The 17,245-nt window shown below is 29.2% G+C and carries 21 protein-coding genes; 4 read left to right on the top strand and 17 right to left on the bottom strand.

What is annotated here, in order from left to right; genetic code table 11:
* Positions 1-52: 52 nt before the first annotated feature.
* Together T483_RS0112780 and T483_RS0112775 are read right to left on the bottom strand one after the other, a co-directional pair.
* The gene (locus T483_RS0112780; protein WP_026887209.1) at positions 53-412 is read right to left on the bottom strand and encodes a hypothetical protein; all 360 of its coding nucleotides are present in this window, start codon (positions 410-412) and stop codon (positions 53-55) included.
* A 173-nt stretch (positions 413-585) separates the two neighbouring features.
* The gene (locus T483_RS0112775; protein ID WP_026887208.1) at positions 586-1,143 is read right to left on the bottom strand and encodes a phosphatase PAP2 family protein; all 558 of its coding nucleotides are present in this window, start codon (positions 1,141-1,143) and stop codon (positions 586-588) included.
* 430 nt (positions 1,144-1,573) lie between these two features.
* Here T483_RS0112775 and T483_RS0112770 point away from each other — a divergent pair, with 430 nt between their 5' ends.
* Positions 1,574-1,963, top strand: a complete 390-nt coding sequence (locus T483_RS0112770; protein WP_026887207.1) for a bacteriohemerythrin — start codon at positions 1,574-1,576, stop codon at positions 1,961-1,963.
* A gap of 195 nt (positions 1,964-2,158) precedes the next feature.
* Here the strand turns inward: T483_RS0112770 and T483_RS0112765 are convergent, their stop codons facing one another.
* A complete protein-coding gene (locus T483_RS0112765; protein WP_026887206.1) occupies positions 2,159-2,623 on the bottom strand; it encodes an N-acetylmuramoyl-L-alanine amidase family protein in 465 nt (154 codons plus the stop codon).
* A gap of 263 nt (positions 2,624-2,886) precedes the next feature.
* Here T483_RS0112765 and T483_RS0112760 point away from each other — a divergent pair, with 263 nt between their 5' ends.
* Complete coding sequence (locus tag T483_RS0112760) at positions 2,887-3,294, top strand: secondary thiamine-phosphate synthase enzyme YjbQ (protein WP_026887205.1); 408 nt, start codon at positions 2,887-2,889, stop codon at positions 3,292-3,294.
* A 139-nt stretch (positions 3,295-3,433) separates the two neighbouring features.
* On the opposite strand, the gene T483_RS0112755 is transcribed toward T483_RS0112760, so the two are convergent.
* The 11 genes from T483_RS0112755 to T483_RS0112705 form a co-directional block, all read right to left on the bottom strand.
* Positions 3,434-3,637: a heavy-metal-associated domain-containing protein gene (locus tag T483_RS0112755; protein WP_026887204.1), complete on the bottom strand. Its 204-nt coding sequence runs from the start codon at positions 3,635-3,637 to the stop codon at positions 3,434-3,436.
* 135 nt (positions 3,638-3,772) lie between these two features.
* Complete coding sequence (locus tag T483_RS0112750; RefSeq protein WP_026887203.1) at positions 3,773-4,339, bottom strand: nitroreductase family protein; 567 nt, start codon at positions 4,337-4,339, stop codon at positions 3,773-3,775.
* 13 nt (positions 4,340-4,352) lie between these two features.
* A complete protein-coding gene (locus T483_RS0112745) occupies positions 4,353-5,033 on the bottom strand; it encodes a GTP pyrophosphokinase (RefSeq protein WP_026887202.1) in 681 nt (226 codons plus the stop codon).
* Between the two features lie 132 nt (positions 5,034-5,165).
* Positions 5,166-5,684 carry a 3D domain-containing protein gene (locus T483_RS0112740; RefSeq protein WP_026887201.1) on the bottom strand — a complete coding sequence of 173 codons (519 nt, stop codon included), beginning with the start codon at positions 5,682-5,684 and terminating at the stop codon, positions 5,166-5,168.
* A gap of 535 nt (positions 5,685-6,219) precedes the next feature.
* The gene (locus T483_RS0112735) at positions 6,220-6,984 is read right to left on the bottom strand and encodes an endonuclease/exonuclease/phosphatase family protein (protein ID WP_026887200.1); all 765 of its coding nucleotides are present in this window, start codon (positions 6,982-6,984) and stop codon (positions 6,220-6,222) included.
* A 175-nt stretch (positions 6,985-7,159) separates the two neighbouring features.
* Positions 7,160-8,296 (bottom strand): 5-methyltetrahydropteroyltriglutamate--homocysteine S-methyltransferase, encoded by a 1,137-nt coding sequence (locus T483_RS0112730; RefSeq protein ID WP_026887199.1) that lies wholly within the window; start codon positions 8,294-8,296, stop codon positions 7,160-7,162.
* Positions 8,297-8,583: 287 nt separating this feature from the next.
* Positions 8,584-9,705: a 5-methyltetrahydropteroyltriglutamate--homocysteine S-methyltransferase gene (locus T483_RS0112725; protein WP_026887198.1), complete on the bottom strand. Its 1,122-nt coding sequence runs from the start codon at positions 9,703-9,705 to the stop codon at positions 8,584-8,586.
* A gap of 20 nt (positions 9,706-9,725) precedes the next feature.
* Positions 9,726-10,658: a LysR family transcriptional regulator gene (locus tag T483_RS0112720; RefSeq protein WP_026887197.1), complete on the bottom strand. Its 933-nt coding sequence runs from the start codon at positions 10,656-10,658 to the stop codon at positions 9,726-9,728.
* Positions 10,659-11,173: 515 nt separating this feature from the next.
* Positions 11,174-12,346 carry an alanine racemase gene (alr, locus tag T483_RS0112715; protein ID WP_026887196.1) on the bottom strand — a complete coding sequence of 391 codons (1,173 nt, stop codon included), beginning with the start codon at positions 12,344-12,346 and terminating at the stop codon, positions 11,174-11,176.
* 586 nt (positions 12,347-12,932) lie between these two features.
* On the bottom strand, positions 12,933-13,115 hold the full coding sequence (locus tag T483_RS0112710) for a DUF1858 domain-containing protein (RefSeq protein ID WP_026887195.1): 183 nt from the start codon (positions 13,113-13,115) through the stop codon (positions 12,933-12,935).
* Positions 13,116-13,305: 190 nt separating this feature from the next.
* Entirely contained in the window at positions 13,306-13,959 is a 654-nt protein-coding gene (locus T483_RS0112705) for an HAD family hydrolase (protein ID WP_026887194.1), read from the bottom strand.
* A 193-nt stretch (positions 13,960-14,152) separates the two neighbouring features.
* Here T483_RS0112705 and T483_RS0112700 point away from each other — a divergent pair, with 193 nt between their 5' ends.
* Both T483_RS0112700 and T483_RS0112695 read left to right on the top strand, forming a co-directional pair.
* Entirely contained in the window at positions 14,153-14,698 is a 546-nt protein-coding gene (locus T483_RS0112700) for an NADH peroxidase (protein ID WP_026887193.1), read from the top strand.
* Positions 14,699-14,741: 43 nt separating this feature from the next.
* Positions 14,742-15,062 carry a DUF1540 domain-containing protein gene (locus tag T483_RS0112695; RefSeq protein ID WP_026887192.1) on the top strand — a complete coding sequence of 107 codons (321 nt, stop codon included), beginning with the start codon at positions 14,742-14,744 and terminating at the stop codon, positions 15,060-15,062.
* Between the two features lie 121 nt (positions 15,063-15,183).
* Here T483_RS0112695 and T483_RS0112690 read toward each other — a convergent pair whose 3' ends face one another.
* The 3 genes from T483_RS0112690 to T483_RS31020 form a co-directional block, all read right to left on the bottom strand.
* Positions 15,184-16,365 carry a hypothetical protein gene (locus T483_RS0112690; protein ID WP_242841857.1) on the bottom strand — a complete coding sequence of 394 codons (1,182 nt, stop codon included), beginning with the start codon at positions 16,363-16,365 and terminating at the stop codon, positions 15,184-15,186.
* 53 nt (positions 16,366-16,418) lie between these two features.
* Positions 16,419-16,910 carry an HD domain-containing protein gene (locus T483_RS0112685; protein ID WP_026887190.1) on the bottom strand — a complete coding sequence of 164 codons (492 nt, stop codon included), beginning with the start codon at positions 16,908-16,910 and terminating at the stop codon, positions 16,419-16,421.
* A gap of 155 nt (positions 16,911-17,065) precedes the next feature.
* On the bottom strand, positions 17,066-17,212 hold the full coding sequence (locus T483_RS31020; RefSeq protein WP_155268478.1) for a hypothetical protein: 147 nt from the start codon (positions 17,210-17,212) through the stop codon (positions 17,066-17,068).
* Positions 17,213-17,245: the final 33 nt, after the last annotated feature.

Below are 17,245 nucleotides of genomic sequence, written 5' to 3'. Positions count from 1 at the left end.
CTATATTACCACATTTAACCACAAACAGCAAAGATTATTATTTTATGTACTCTTATTTATAAATAAAAATTGTATTTTGAGGTTCATAAAAAGATAGTTCATGCTTTTGAGCTAATTCTCTCACTAAATCGCTTACATAATCAGCCTTATCAAGTACACAAGACATGATAATATGTCCTTCTGATTTATCAAAAGTTACACTCCATGGACATAAATCTAAATCGCCAATTTCTTCTTCACTTATATCATCAACTTCAGGATGATTAGCTGTTAATTCTTCATAGAAATCTTGTATTTTTTGTGTAGGGCCAATTAATGAAGTATCTCCTTCGCATAATCTTTTATATAAATTTGCTGCATCCTCTTTGCTTTTAACACTATTGCAGTGCCATACCGCACAATCCCAACTCACATTCTTCCCCCTTTGTAATAAGCCAAAATATCCTTTTCACTAATTGGATTTTATAATAATCTTCCACATAATTATTATAATGTATATCTCTAATTTTCAAAATAATAATTTATTAATATGAGAGATTATTTTAAAAATTATTAAATAGAGTAAAACCGCATAAATTTTTTTAATCAATCTCTATTAAGTAATTTTAGCTTTATAGTTTCAATATTATTAAATACTACAATAACTAAATTACCTATTAAAATTCCAATAACCATTCCTACAAAAACATCTGATGGATAATGGACATACAAATATAGTCTTGAAAATCCAATTAATGCGCTTAGAGTCAATGCAAATATTCCAGCTCTTTTATTCATGTAATTAATTATAATTGCTGGTGCAAATGAACACATAGTATGACCTGAAGGAAAAGAAAAATCTGTTGGTAGCTTTATAAGAAGCATATTTAATATTGGTTCAGCATTAAAAGGACGGGTTCTAGCCACTAGAGGTTTTAATCCTAAATTTCCTACAATAAAACACAATATCAAAGAGCATATAATCATAACACCATACTTTCTATATTTTTTTCCTATTATAAATATTAAAGCAATCAACGTCCATATAGTCAATTTGCTGCCAAGAGTAGTTATTACTGGCATTAGTTTATCTAAAACAGAATTCCTCATGTATATTTGTATAAATTCTAAAATATTATTATCTATATTCTGAATTATTTCCATAAATCACAATTCCCTTTCTCATCTATTTTATATATAAGTTGCGATGATAAAGTTATATTACAGCAATTTGTATAGACCTAAATTCCAGATGGATATTCTAAAATCTTTAACGCAACTTATGTAGTTATATGCGGCAATAATAAGCTTACATTTAAAGCCCCAGTAAGCTAAACGCTCAATTAAGACTTGAATGTAAGAACTTAATTGCAATATATCGTTTATATTAATAATCATCGAAAAATTATCTAATACTACTTTATCATTAATTAAGTATTATTTATAGAATTTCTTATATATGATAATGTTGATTACCTCTGTTGATAAGAATTATCTTTATCTGTTATATAGAAAATTTTACAAAAATAATATATAATTGATTTATATGTAATTATACAATAATAATATAATTATAAGAAAGAAGGTAACATTAATGTATGAATTTAAAGAAGAATTTAAAACTGGAATTGATTTTATTGACGAACAGCACAAAGTTCTCTTCGAAATAGCAGACAAAGCTTATAATCTATTAAAAAATGATTTTACAACTGATAAATATGATAGCATATTAGAGTTGGTAGATGAATTACGTGCTTATACATCATTTCATTTTAAAGCAGAAGAAGAATATATGAATAAGATCAACTACAAAAGAATGTTCACTCAAAAGATAGAGCATGAAGCTTTTATTAAAAGAATCAATGAAGTAGATTTTAGAAGTATTGATGAAAATCAAAACGAATCAATTTCTACCTTATTGCAGCTTCTAAATGATTGGCTAATTGAACATATCTTTGAAAATGATAAGCTGATAGGGAAATAAAACTTACAACTTAACATTTTCTAAGACAAGCCTTTATTACTTTTTAAATATAATTTTATTATACAAAAGATACTATTTCACAATGTTTCTTTACTAATAACATTTTGAAATAGTATTTTTTATTACTTAATCTTCTCCAATACTTATAGGTTAATAATTTTATTTTGCATTTATAAAATTATTTATTTTATATCTTTATCCTTCTTCCCATGCCCCATCTGGTCCTAAATAGTACGCTCCAATATAGATGTCCTTGACCATTACTCCAGAGGAATTTAAATAATATAAATTCCCATTATATCTAAGCCAGCCTGTAATCATTTCTCCAGAATTATTTAAATAATACCAATTCCCTCGATCCTGAATCCATCCAGTCAGCATTTTCCCTGTAACTATATCCAGATAATACCACTTGCCTTCACTTTTAAGCCACCCAGTTTTTGCCATACCATTTTCATCTAAATAATACCAATTACTTTTGTATTCATACCAACCAGTATTCATCTCAGGACCACTATAATATCTCCAGCTATTATTAACATATACCCATCCATTGGATTCTGCATTTGCATTTATATCGTTAATTAATTGAAATGTAAATATTATTCCTAATAAAGTTCCAGATATTAATATATATTTTAGGCTGCTAATTCTTATCATTTTCTTATCCTCTCTAAATCAAAAAATCTATATTTACTATTATTTTTATTAACATAATTTATAAAATAGACTTAGGATTTTAAAATAAAAAAAATGTGCAATTAAGTCTCCATATTCTGCTCTAAATTAATCATCTAGTTTGCTAGTATCTTAATCTTATTCTTGCAATATATTGCTGCTATCAACTCTATAAAACTGTTTATATATTTACATAACTGTTATATTATAATATTATATAAAAATAATGTTAAGGAGGCTTTATCATGTCAAATTTATTTAAACATTCCATCGAAATTAGTCCTAGACAAACTATGGTTGATATAACTTCTTATATAAAAGAAGATATTAAAAACAGCAATATTAAAAATGGAATCATAGTAGTTTATTGTCCTCACACTACAGCTGGAATAACTATAAATGAAAATGCAGATCCAGATGTAGTTAGCGATTTAATATATGGTTTTGAGAAAATTTATCCAACAACTGATTCTAATTATAAGCATTTTGAAGGGAATTCACATTCCCATCTAAAATCTTCAACAGTAGGAGCTTCACAAACCCTCATCTTGAATAAAGGCAATCTAATTTTAGGAAGATGGCAAAACGTATATTTCTGCGAGTTTGATGGTCCAAGAGATAGACTGTTTTATGTAAAAATACTAGAAGGCTAATCTAAATTAAACTTTATATTTAATTTAAAAGTTTTTATTCTAATCTCAATAATCCTTTTATCGAAATTTATAAAAGCTAAAGAGGAATGTAAATTTTAATAACATTCCTCTTTAGCAATAAATCTAAAAATATAGTTTTTTATCTAGCATCATGTCCTGTATTTTCTATACAGCTTTTAATTTCTTCTTCTGTTGCCGGAGCATTATATATTACTTCAACGCTTCCTCGTGCAAGATCCACACAAACTTTGTCTACACCTTCTATTTTTTCCAGTGCATTTTTAACTTGTGTTTTCATATTTTCATTTGCTAGTCCATCAACATTATAGTGTGTTCTTTCCATATATACTACTCTCCTTTTTCTACAAAGTAACAAGTATAGTATGCTCAAAATCACACTATTATATTAATATTTTGTAAGGAAACTCGACTCACAGAGTAAGCGGCCATCATCAAATCATAGATTTGAGGCATCTACTTATAAAATTAAATCATCTAATGTTCTTTTTGGGACATGATGTACTTGTTTGTCGTCTCTCCAATACTTTATATCCCCAGATTCATTTATATTTTCTATAACTACTTCTTCCTTAGTATATCCCAGCGCTACTACCAAAGCGATTTCAAATTTCTCATCTAAATTTAGTTCTTCTCTTAAATTCTTCCTATCTATATTTCCTATAATGCATCCACCCAAATTATTTTCAACAGCACCAAGTAACATACTTTGTACTGCTATGCCATCATCTTGTGATGCACCTTGGCCAAGACTTGTATCTTTCAATACTACTATATAAGCACTTGGTTTTTCGCCTTCTTTAGGACCATCCCAATCCTTATAATAACCTGCCCAAAATATGCATTTACTTATTTTTTCATTTTGTTCTTTTTCGTTTGATAAAATGTATCTTAATACTTGTTTATTAGCTCCTGATGGTGATAACCTCGCTAAATCTACCAATTCTCTTAAAGTATTCATATCAATATTCTTATCTTGATAAAACCTTCTATATGACCTATTCTTCAATACAAGCTCTTTTACCATCCTAACAACCCACCTATCTTAGTTTTTCTACTTCTCTTTGTATATCTTGCATCCTCATATCTGTAGATGCTATAAGCTCTGCGCATTCCTTTAAGTCCTGCGTAATATGCACTGGTCCATCTCCAGATGTCTTATAATATAATTTATGCTCAAGACTAGCCCAAAAGTCCATAGCAATTGTTCTAATTTGAACTTCAACTCTGACCGGTTCCACATGGTCTGAAAAAAATATTGGAACCTCTATAACTAAATGAAGACTCCTATATCCATTAGGCTTAGGTCTATTTATATAATCTTTTTCCTCAATTAGTGTAATGTCATCTTGTCTTATCAGCATATTAGCAATATCGTATATATCACCTACAAAAGAACAGATAACTCTAATTCCTGCAATATCATTTAAATTCTTTTTAGCAGATTCAATGCTCATTTCGAACCCTTTGCGTTTAAGTTTCTCCATAATACTACTTGGGGTCTTAACTCTAGATTTCATGTATTCAATTGGATTCCTCTTTCTCTTTATCTTAAGTTCATCATCTAAAATATCTAATTTAGTCTTAACTTCTTTTATCGCTGATCTATAAATAAGTAACGTTTCATTCATCTCTTCTATTCTTTCTTCAACTAATTCTGGTGATATAATGTTTTCTCTGCTGTCCCAAAATATTCGATCATTTTCTTTTGATTGACCCATAAGCCTATTGTCCCCCTTAGTCTAAAAAAAGACTTTTCTTAACAAACTATATGTAAAATTCTATTTTTTCTCGCTTTATTTCCTCATACTAACATAATTTTAATTGAATATCAGAAAAACTTCAAGCCACTATTACTTTATTAAATAAACCGTAGTCTTTTTTCTTCCAAATTCCTTAACTTGTTCATGAGTTGGAAGCCATACATCTATTATATAAGTACCATCACTTTTAACCTTAACTGCACCTCCCCTATCTTCTGCATCAAAAATACCATCCTCTTTGTAATCTTTTAAATCTGGGATATATATTTTACTTCCTAAAGCAATATTTTTAGGTACAGCTATAGTTCCAACTCTAGTATGAGTCTGCATTGCAGTTTCTGATCCCCATGCTTCTGAGCATATAGTGCAATTACAATAAGCTGTCAATTCTGCTTTTATTGGCACTTTAGGTGCAGCAGTTAATACTTTTTCTATGTTTTCATTGCTCTTTGTATTTGCATTTACATCAGATGTATCTTTATCTCTTTTAGCTATTAAGCTACTGCAATTTATTTCACCAAATGTTGCTTTGTAATAAGCTGCAAGCCCGCCTAAGACAATTGCTAAACATATGTATGTTACACACACACATTTCTCCAATTTCGACAATAAATTGATTCTCCTTTAATATTAATAGTATATTTTTTCACTTTATTTTTAATTTATTTACAATATGTACTATTATATAGTATTTTTTCTTCATTTTAAAGTCAATTGGTTTTTTATGAATTTATATCCAGTAAAATCAATATAAAATATAACCCTAATTTCTTGATTTACTAAAAATGATATAAGAACAAAATCCAGGCGACTGTGGGACTGGGATTTTTTACACACCTTCTTTTTTAAACGTATGTAGATAAATCTGTCAGTCTAATATATTTTTTATTATCTATAAAAACTCAGCCTTCAGAATCAGTCTTTTTTATTCTTTTTAAAATATAAAAACTAGTCAATTAACCTTTTTTAAGTTATACCCTCAAGGAGTACCTCGTCTACAGATTTTATTGGAATATAATTTCCTAAAGAATAAAAAAAACTTGGATTCATATCTTAGAATTCCAAGCTTTTTTACTAATGTTTTAGTTGAATTTTTTATATAACTATACTAAACATACAACTTTCCTATAATTATTTAGATAATCTACTTTATTAATATATCTGCCATTAAAGGATAATGATCAGATGGATACTTACCCTTAGCATTATATTTTATGATTTCAGCATTAACTACATCTATCTCTTCTGATACAAATATATAATCTATATGAAGCCCTTTTCCTGATCTTTTGAAATTTCCTCTTGTAGATTCATTATATAAATTTATATTTACATCTTGTACTGGTAATAATTTTTTACTTGATATTTTCCCCTCTTTAAGGCTTTTAATCAAGTTACTATTAGGTCTATCATTAAAATCTCCCATTAGTATGACCGGAAGTTTTTCATCTTCTATAAATTCCAGAATCTTTTTTAAGCCATACATTCTTGCCTTTGGAAGAAGATTATCTAAATGAGTATTACAAACCCTAATTCTTCTTCCATTATCCATTTGTAAAATAGCTGTTGTGCAGATTCTTGGAAGATATGAGTACCATACGCGACTTCCTATCTTATCTGGAGTTTCAGATAGCCAAAAAGTCTTATAGTCTTCAATTAAATAATTTCTAGAGATTAATAAACTGTTTCTTTCCGAAGAAACTTTTTTTCCTCTTGGTGCCCCAATAATATTATATCCTTCAACATTTTCTTTAATATCATTAAGCATATTATCTTTGATTTCCTGGACTCCTATTATATCGCATTTATACTCATTTATTACGTTATAAATCAAACTCCTTCTACTATTCCATCTATCATTAAAATCTATAGGAACATCGCGTCTTAAGTTAAAAGTCATTACTCTCATTTAAATCCTCCTTCCAATTTGCTTTTTGTTTTTCAAATTAGCCCATAGGTATAATTATATATATATATTCCAATAAATAAACCACATATAATATTAGCTAATGTCTATTAATTTAGTGTAACAAATCAATTAGAACTTATATATTATACTCACTTAAGAAGGAAATCATATATTCTTATTTCCAAATTTCTTCTGAAATTTCTCTTACTAACCTTATCTTATTCCATTGTTCTTCTTCCGTTAGAATATTTCCCTCCTCAGTAGAGGCAAACCCGCATTGAGGACTTAAGCAAATTTGATTGATATCTAAGTATTTTGTTGCTTCTCTAATTCTTTCTTTAACTTCTTCTTTATTTTCTAGTATTCCTGTTTTAGAACTTATTAATCCTAAAACTACTTGTTGATTTTTAATAAACCTTAATGGTGCAAAATCTCCTGCACGATCTGTATCATACTCAAGATAAAATCCATCTACATTTACAGTTCCAAAAAGAATTTCCGCTACTGGTTCATAGCCACCAGATCCTGCCCATGTTGAATTATAATTTCCACGACAAACATGCATTGTAATAACTAAATCTTCAGGATGACCCTTAATTGCTAAGTTGTTTACTTTTGCATATAGCTTAGCAATATCATTTGTATTTACACCTTCTTGCTGCCTAGCTTCCCAATATTTTTTATCACAAAACATCCCCCACGTACAATCGTCAAGTTGAAGATTTCGGCAGCCTTCCTCATAAAATGCTTTGATGGCTTTTTTATATGCATTAGCAATGTCTAAAATTAATTCATCTATGTTTTTATAAATAGATTCTGTAATTTCCTTATTTTCACCACGTTGAAGCTCTGCAAGAAACTGTGCAGGCGCTGGAATAGTCTGTCTGGCAATTACATCATCTCCAGAAATGCTCTTTAAAAATTTATAATGTTCAACCATAGGATGATTACTGAAATCTATTTTTCCTGTTAATGTGGCTGTTTCTGCTCTAGTTTCTAACCCATTAAATTTATAGCCTGTTTCTAGTACACGTTTCTCTACCCCATCTAATCCCCACATAAAATCAAGATGCCACCATGAGCGCCTAAATTCTCCATCTGTTACTGCTTTAATTCCAAGTTCTTTTTGTTTTCCAACTAATTTTAGTATTTCTTCATCTTCTATTCTTCTTAATTCATCACTTGAAATTTCCTTATTTTGAAATTTGGTACGCCCCTCTTTAATAACCTCTGGTCGTAAAAAACTTCCTACAATATCTGCCCTAAACGGTGCGACACTTCTTTGCTTTGCATTTTTAAATTCTATACTCATTTTTAATCCCCCTTAATTGCCTTGCTTTATTCTTGAAATCAGTATAGCATGTTTAACTTCGGGTAAGGTAACTTCAAAAAACTATTACTAGCTATAATATTTTCCTATAACAAGCAAATGCTCTTTTAAAAGGCAAACTTCTAAATTAGCCCTTCTCATAATTTATGCTGACAAAGTGCACACAATGCCCACAGATTTAACTTAAATATAAATTCCTAGAGAATAAAAAACAACTCCGTATATTACTAAGATATCTTAGTAATATACGGAGTTACCCTTATGATAATCTATAACTTCCAAATTTCATTAGCTGTTTCAATAACAAGTTTAATTTTCTCCCATTGTTCTTCTTCAGTAATTATATTTCCTTCCTCCGTTGATGCAAAACCACACTGTGGACTTAAACAAAGTTTATTAATATCTACATATTCAGAAGCTTCTGCAATGCGATTTTTTAATTGCTCTTTACTTTCAAGACCTCCATGCTTTGTTGTGATAAGTCCTAATACAACAAACTGATCGTTTATATATCTTAGTGGCCTAAAATCTCCGCATCTTTCACTGTCATATTCAAGGAAAAATCCATCCACATTAGCATTGGAAAATAATTCTTCTGCAATAGGTTCATATCCACCTGATGCAAATCCTATTGAATGCAAGTTTCCACGACAAACATGTAGAGTGATTATCATATCTTCTGGTTTTTCTTTAATACTCTCATTTATCAATCTTACATAATTTTTCGAAAGATCATCTGGATCAATTCCCTGACTCCTAAAATAACTTCTATGTCTTTCACTACATAGCGTACCCCATGCAGTATCATCTAACTGCAAATAACGACAGCCTGCATCGTAAAACTCCTTTATTGCAGACTTATAAACCGCTATAATGTCTTCCATCAGCTCTTCCTCACTACTATATACATTATTTTTGTTGTGACTTTGAACAAAATGAAAGAGAGATGGTGATGGAATAGTAAATTTAGCAATATTTTGATCTTTAACAATGCTATTTAAATACTTAAAATGCTCTAACATTGGATGCTTATTAAATCTTATCTTATCAACAATTTGAAAGCTTTCAGCCTTTGTTCTAGATCCTTGAACACTACCTCCTTGATTTAATGTTATTTTCTTTGTACCTTCTATTCCAACAAAAAAATCAAGATGCCACCAAGATCTCCTAAACTCTCCATCAGTAACAGCTATTAATCCTATTTCTTTTTCCTTTTCTATAAGCTTCCTTATTTCTATATCTTCAATATTTCTCAGCTCTTCAGCATTTATCTCTCCACTATTATATTGTTTTCGTGCAATTTTAATTTCATCAGTTCTAAGAAAACTTCCAACTATATCATATCGAAAAGGCGGGCCATTTCTTTTTCTGCCTATAATCTCATTACTCATATTTTCCTCCATTTAAACTGCTATAACAGATAATAATTTAAATCTAAATAATTTGTTGAAATAATCTCATTTAAAATATCAATATAGCGTGTTGTTATTTTATTAAGCTTAATATCCTTATGTGCTATCCATCCGACTGTAAAGATTTCATCACATTCTATTGGTATTGCTTTAAGTTTACTTTCGTCAAAATCAGAGTCTATAAATCCAGTTCCAATTGTATAACTATCTGTACTAGTTAATAAATTTGAAAGCGTTGCTCTATCAATAACTTTAATACTTTTAGATACATTAGGCAGATTCATCATTTCTTCTGAAAAATTAAATGAATTATTAATTCCTTGTTCAAATGTTATATAAGTAAATTCTAACATCTCATTAGTAGTCACACTCTCTTTATTAGAAAGAGGATGATTATTACTAATGATTATATGTGGGTTTGCATTAAAAAGTGGAGTAAATTTCAAATTACTATCACTAAAAATTCTATTCATTACCTTAGAGTTCACTTCGTTAATATATAAGATTCCAACATCACTACGAAGAGTTCTTACATCATCTATTATTTCATAGGTTTTTGTTTCCCTTAAATTGAACTCATACTGAGTGGTTTCAATTTCTTTTAAAAGACTTGTAAATGCATTCACAACAAAAGCATAATGCTGAGTTGACACAGAAAAATGCATAATCTTTTCTTTTCTTCCATGATAGCGATCCTCAATAAATTCAGCTTGTTCACTTATTTGACGGGCATACCCAAGGAATTCAATTCCATCTGAAGAAATGCTAATTCCTCTATTTGTCCTCTCAAATATTACAATTCCTAATTCACTTTCAAGTTCTCTTATTGAATTAGAAAGGCTTGGTTGAGATATAAATAATTTTTTAGCTGCCTCGTTTATTGACCCATACCTTGCAATTTCAAGAGCATATTTTAACTGTTGCAACGTCAATGTTTTTCCCCCTTTCAGCTAAAATCCTTTATTTCATATTATAATCTAGATGTTATACTTTATAAATATTAAAACTAATATTATAAGTATAGATGCTTAAAATGTGCATATAACTCGCCGAAATAAGTAACATACTTTTGTTCCAGCTTCTAGGTAATTTTTCCGGTGATTCTAAGCAATAAGTTGCATCCAAAGTGCTGGCCTCATAGAACAAGCTTTGAACTAGCACATTTGAAACAGCTTATAGCCAACTAATTGGTTTGTCCATATATTTAAATCTATTTTTTAATTTTAACGTCTCCAAAAACCTTTGAAACTATATTTAAAAGTGCAATTTTTACGGATGTATACTCTAATAATAAATCTACATTCAAAGTTTTAATAAATAAAACTTGCTCAATTAAGATTTAAATTTAGAATAAAGGCAATTATAGTATGCAAAAATATTTAATTGCCTTTATGTAAGAGCTTACAAATTTCTATTTTTAATAGAAAAATATTTTAAAAATTTTGTGCTATTCATAAAAATAATGTTTTGGTACTCTTTCAGTAATTCTTTGAAATTGTTCATCCATATGTGAATTCATACTCTGGCAAGCATCTTCCCAACTGATTGATTCATCTCTTTGCTTTCCTATTATAACTACTTCATCAAATTCTTTTACTTCTTCCTTTATATCTGTAACATCAACAAGTATACCATCCATAAAGTAATTTACTACTGGAACTCTATGTCCAGCAATTAAAACTTCTTTCCAGCCTCTAGATATGCCATCTCCATAACCTATTCCAACAACAGCAACAACACTATCTCTTTTAGCTATGAAGTTATCACCATATCCTCCAGATGCATATGCTTTCACCTTATCCAATTTTATGATTCTACTTTTTACAGACATAATAGGGCTCACTCCTTCTGGCAGCATTTTTTCATCTGGCTTATGCTCAAGTCCATATAATATCAACCCACATCTTACCATATCATAATGAGATTCTGGATACATAAGTATTCCTGCTGATCCAGCTGCATGTGCAATTGGAGGTCTTAGGTTCACTTCTTCAAGTTTCTTCAAAACCTTATTAAATTTCATCATTTGATCGTACGTAAACTGTTCATTATATTCTGGATCCTTGAAGTGAGTATATATACCTTCTATATTTATATGAGGATATTTTTCATTGACCATATGAATAAACCTTACGACTTCATCTGTTTCAATTCCATACCGATTCAACCCTGTATTAACTTTTATATGTACATCAACTGCCCTATCTTTAAAGGCGGCTTCTTTATCTAATGCCGAAACTATCTTCTCATTATCTACCATTATGCTAATATTATGCTCTACAACCCATTGACATTGAGATTGCATTAAAGGTGCTAATATTACTACCGGAATTTTAATTTTTCCTTCTCTTAAAGCTACTGCTTCAGTCAGCCTTACTACTCCAATTGCATCGCATTTACATCTTTCCAGTTCCTGAGCTATAGGCACTAATCCATGTCCATATGCATCTCCTTTTACAACAGCCATAAATTTCACTCCTGGTTTTAAGCTGTTTCTTAATGTATCAACATTTTTTCTTAGCTGAGTCAAATTAATATCTGCTCTATTAAATTCTTGCAGAAATGTTTCAGATGATTTTCCCTCTGCGATAACAACAAACTCTTTTTCCCCAATTTCCATATAAAATCCTCTCAATTATTTAAATTTTAATTAATATCTCAGTTAAATCTATGGACTAAGTACTCCTTGAGGTCGTAAATTATATAACAGGCTATTTAATTAGGTTTAAAAAGAATAAAAAGCAAATCTATTTGCCTGGTAAATTTTCCTCTCATTCGCTTGAAAAGGCAAATTCGCAAAAAAATCTGCAAATATGAAAAAGTGCGTAGCCACAATACGAAACTTAACCACAGTTTCCTTCGATTTTTTTATTATAGGTAATAGTATAATCTAACAGATAAATATTATTCTAATAGCGTTCACACTATCGATTTAATAAAATACTAAAAAATCTACTTCACAGATTATCGTTTCTGGAACTTCCAAATTTCATTTACAGATTTGACTTAAATATAATTTTTAAAGAGGAATAAAGTAGCTGTGGTACGACCCCCTTGAATTTATCTTTCCAATTCCATATTTCTACACGTCCATACAATAACGTGCTTAACGCCTTATATAATAATGTATTTATCATTAGAAATGGCTATAGTTTTCTGCACAAAAAAAGACCGCCTAGTTTTAAGCAGCCTTTCTATTAAGTATATTACTTATTTAATTCTTCTAATAATTCTTCTAAATTTATTCCGTGAACTTTAACTGCATCTTCAATTGTTTCAGCTTGTGCAGATGGGCATCCAACACATCCCATTCCGAAGCTCATTAAAATTTGTGGTGCATTTTCCTTTATACGAATTATTTCTCCTATTGTTAAATCCTTAGTTATCATAATGACATTCTCCTCTCATATATCTTAACAAATTATCTTTTAATTTTTTATTGTTTATCTTTAATCTTATTATAATGTTTATTCCACACTAATTCCGTAACTAATGTTACGATAAAATTAATTTTTATATTTCTTTATTAAGTATTGAAGGCATCAACATAATTATTCTTATATAGCTTATTTATATTTTTTAAAGAAGGATATTCAATAGTTCTTCTGTATTCTTAACTATATATTCTGCTCTGGCTTGCGTCAGTTCAACAACATCTCCAAAACCATAAAGAACTCCCACCGATTTTATGTTATTTTCTTTTGCGCCGATAATATCATGTTCTCTGTCCCCTACCATGATAACCTTTGATAAGTCTGTAATATTAGCCTCTTCCAAAGCATATCTTATTACATCCGCTTTATTTACTCTTGTTTCTTCAAAATCTGCTCCAGCTGCAAAATCAAAATATTTATCAATTTTAAAGTATTGTAAAATTTGTCTTGCATATACTTCTGGTTTTGATGTAGCAAGTACAATTTTTTTATTATTTTTCTTAAGCACATCTAAAAGCTCTATTATTCCATCATATAGCTTATTTTCATAGATGCCTTTATCAGCAAAATATTCTCTATATCTTACCAATCCAAGCTGTGCTTTTTCCTCATCGAAGTTATAATATTTTTTAAATGAATCCTTTAAAGGTGGTCCAATAAATTTGTTTAGCTCTTTAAGATCATCAACTAAAATTCCAAAAGACTTTAAAGCATATTGAACTGATTTGGTTATTCCTTCGCCAGAATCAGTAAGTGTTCCATCTAAATCAAATAATATATATTCAAAATTGTTATTCAAGTAAAAATTCCTCCTTGTTTATTGACTCTTAAATCATTCCAATAAATTATAACATATTTAGAAAATTATACGACACTTGAATAATTTAATTAATAAAAATTATATATTAATAATTTTGTTTTAATTGGTAATACTATTTTTAAGGTTGTATAATGCCTAAAAAATACAATAATAGTTTATGGAGGAATTTTAAATGAAAAGATTTGTTTGTACTATTTGTGGTTATATCCATGAAGGTGACACACCACCAGACTTTTGTCCTATCTGTAAAGCAGGTGCTGACAAATTCAAGGAAATGACTGACTCATTGAATTTTGCTGATGAACATAGAATCGGTATTGCAGGTGGTCTTAATGATGAATTATTAGAAGGTTTAAGAGCTAATTTCATAGGTGAATGTACTGAAGTCGGAATGTATTTAGCAATGTCTCGTCAAGCTGACCGCGAAGGATATCCTGAAGTAGGTGAAGCTTACAAAAGAATCGCTTATGAAGAAGCAGATCATGCTGCTAGATTTGCAGAAATTCTAGGGGAAGTTGTTGTTCCTGATACTAAATCTAATTTAAGCGCTAGAGTTGAAGCTGAATATGGTGCTTGCGAAGGTAAAAAGAAACTTGCAACCTTAGCTAAAGAACACAATTTAGATGCTATACATGATACTGTTCATGAAATGTGCAAAGATGAAGCAAGACATGGTAAAGCATTCAAAGGCTTACTTGATAGATACTTTAGCAAATAATATTATAACTAAATTAAGATTTAACTAAAGGAGTGTGTTTTTTGTGGAAAAAATTAATTGTGAAGTAACTAATTGTTCACATAACAATAGTGGAGTTTGCTATTCAAATAGAGTTGATATTGGTGGAATGTCTGCAAGTAGTGAAAGAGGAACTTGCTGCGGTTCATTTTTAGAAGAATCTCATTATAGCGATTTAACTAATAATACTAATTCTCAAGGAAGATGCGATGCTCTAACTTGCAACGTTGAAACATGTAATCATAACTATAACAAACTTTGTAGCTTAGATTCTATACAAGTAGCCGGTAATGGAGCCCAATTATATACCGAAACTAAATGTGCTAGTTACGATTCTAGAGAATAAATAGATTATATGATTAAGTATCCTATATTCTAATATTCTTTACAATAAATATTCTGAAGAATATTTAAATATCTATTCTTCAGAATATGATCCTAAAATTCTCTAATTAATATTTTATCTGTCAGGTAAGATTATTTATAATCCATGAAACTTTGACTGCACCGCCTTCGTCTAAATGATCCATGTCTACAAAATCTTTATCATCAAATGCACAAAACTCGTCAAAATCAATAAATCTTATTTCTCCATTAATTAAACTTAAAGCTGATGCATAAGATTCCTTGTACTCTTTCAAAAGATACTTTTCATAAAATTTCGTACCTGGAAATGCAATTAGATAGATTTTAACGTTTCTCTCATTGCAAAAAGACACAAACGAATTCATAATATCAATATTCTCTTTATATGAATCCATATACATAATAGCCTTATTGTGCGAATCAGCTCTTTCATATGCTGATTTTTCCTTTAAACTATCATTGAGTTCAAACCATTTACCATCCTTTGTTTCTCTAAAAACTATTCTTGATTTGAACCTATCTCTTGTCTCTGTAAAATACTTACCATTAGATTCTTCAAAAAATTTATTAGAAAAGAAGTCTAATACTTGTTCCACATCAAAAATTTCATATTTAAATAAACTCTGCACATTATTATTGGGTAATTCCTTGCAATTATGCTTGTCCTTAAAAATCGGATAATATACGTCCGTTAAACGCATCAACTCGCCACCTTGGCTAAGTGATAAATCATTATAAAATGAATAATAACCAGTTCCAATAAATATCCTTTTTATATTATTATTTTGACTAATCACATACTTTCCAATTACAGACGCGTAATAAATGTCTTGGGATGCTAATGCCAAGTTAACACACGGAAAATTTAATACACTCTCTTCAATTCCAAATAAGGCATATGATGACCCTACTACAATCGCTTCATTATCAGGTTTTATTGCTCTTTTTAAGGAATACTTTAAGTGATAAAAATCATAATTGGCCATATATCTCTCTAAAGAATAATTATAGAAATCATTATATAATTCTTCCCACACAAAAGCATTTGTTGACTTTTTCATCACTTCATTAAACTCACTATCTTTATTAGATATTACTAATAAATAATCATCTTTCAACTCAGAAATAGAGTTAATACCAATTATATTAATATTACTCTTTGCGAATTTTCTTAGTAAATCTATTTGACTAAAACTTTTTATTATATAGCAAAGATTCACAATTATCATTCCCTTAATTGTTTTATTAACAAATTTACTACATAATATGAATATGTCAATCATTTATTGCATCATATTTTGTAAATATTTCTTAAATGATCTTATCTTATCAATTATTACAAATACAAATTAACTAAGAAATCCTTTCCCGTTTTTGTCTTAAAATACTTTTCTTTAATAATTTCAATTTGGGGAGTTTTTATTTCATCCTCATAAATGTTAACTAAAAAATCAGCTTCTATTAATATTTGATAATCAATACCATCGATTTTGCTATATGTATGATGATGCCCAATTAAATAGCATACTCTTTCAATAAATTCTTCACTAAAATTAAATTTTGAAAGCATTTCCTTTGCAACCGGAGGTCCTTCGAGTTCCTGATAATTTCCAGCAGAAGAATTATATTTTTCTTCACTAATTTTTATCCCTATATCATGCATTACTGCAGCTACTTCTAAAATTTCCTGAGTCTTCTTATCTATATTTTCAAGTTCCCCTATAGATTTTGCAAAAGAAAACACTTTTAAAAAGTGATTAACCCTTCTTGGATCTTTTGCATAGTATTTTATCATTTCATTTATTATAGTACTAATCTTCTCATTCATAATTTCATTTTAGTCTGCAGCATACTTTAATAACTTTAATAGTATACCCAGAGCTAATCCACCTTCCTTCTTAATAATATATCTTATTTAATTATTATACTAATTCATAAGATATATTAATATAGCTTTTATATTAATTCCTATTCTTACAAGACTTATCTTCTAAAACCACCAGCCTCTTCATTAAATATTAATATAACTAACTTTAACTTCATATTTTCTCTACCTATATATAAACTACGCACATAAAAGATTATAAACTCACGTATTAACACTGGAAGCTCCAATAAATTTCTGTACAAAAAAGTAACAACCGCCCATTTGCTGAGCAGTTG

The organism is Clostridium beijerinckii HUN142, from assembly GCF_000621745.1.
In the GTDB taxonomy this organism is placed as follows: domain Bacteria; phylum Bacillota; class Clostridia; order Clostridiales; family Clostridiaceae; genus Clostridium; species Clostridium beijerinckii_A.
This window is presented reverse-complemented; position numbering and strand designations above follow the sequence as displayed.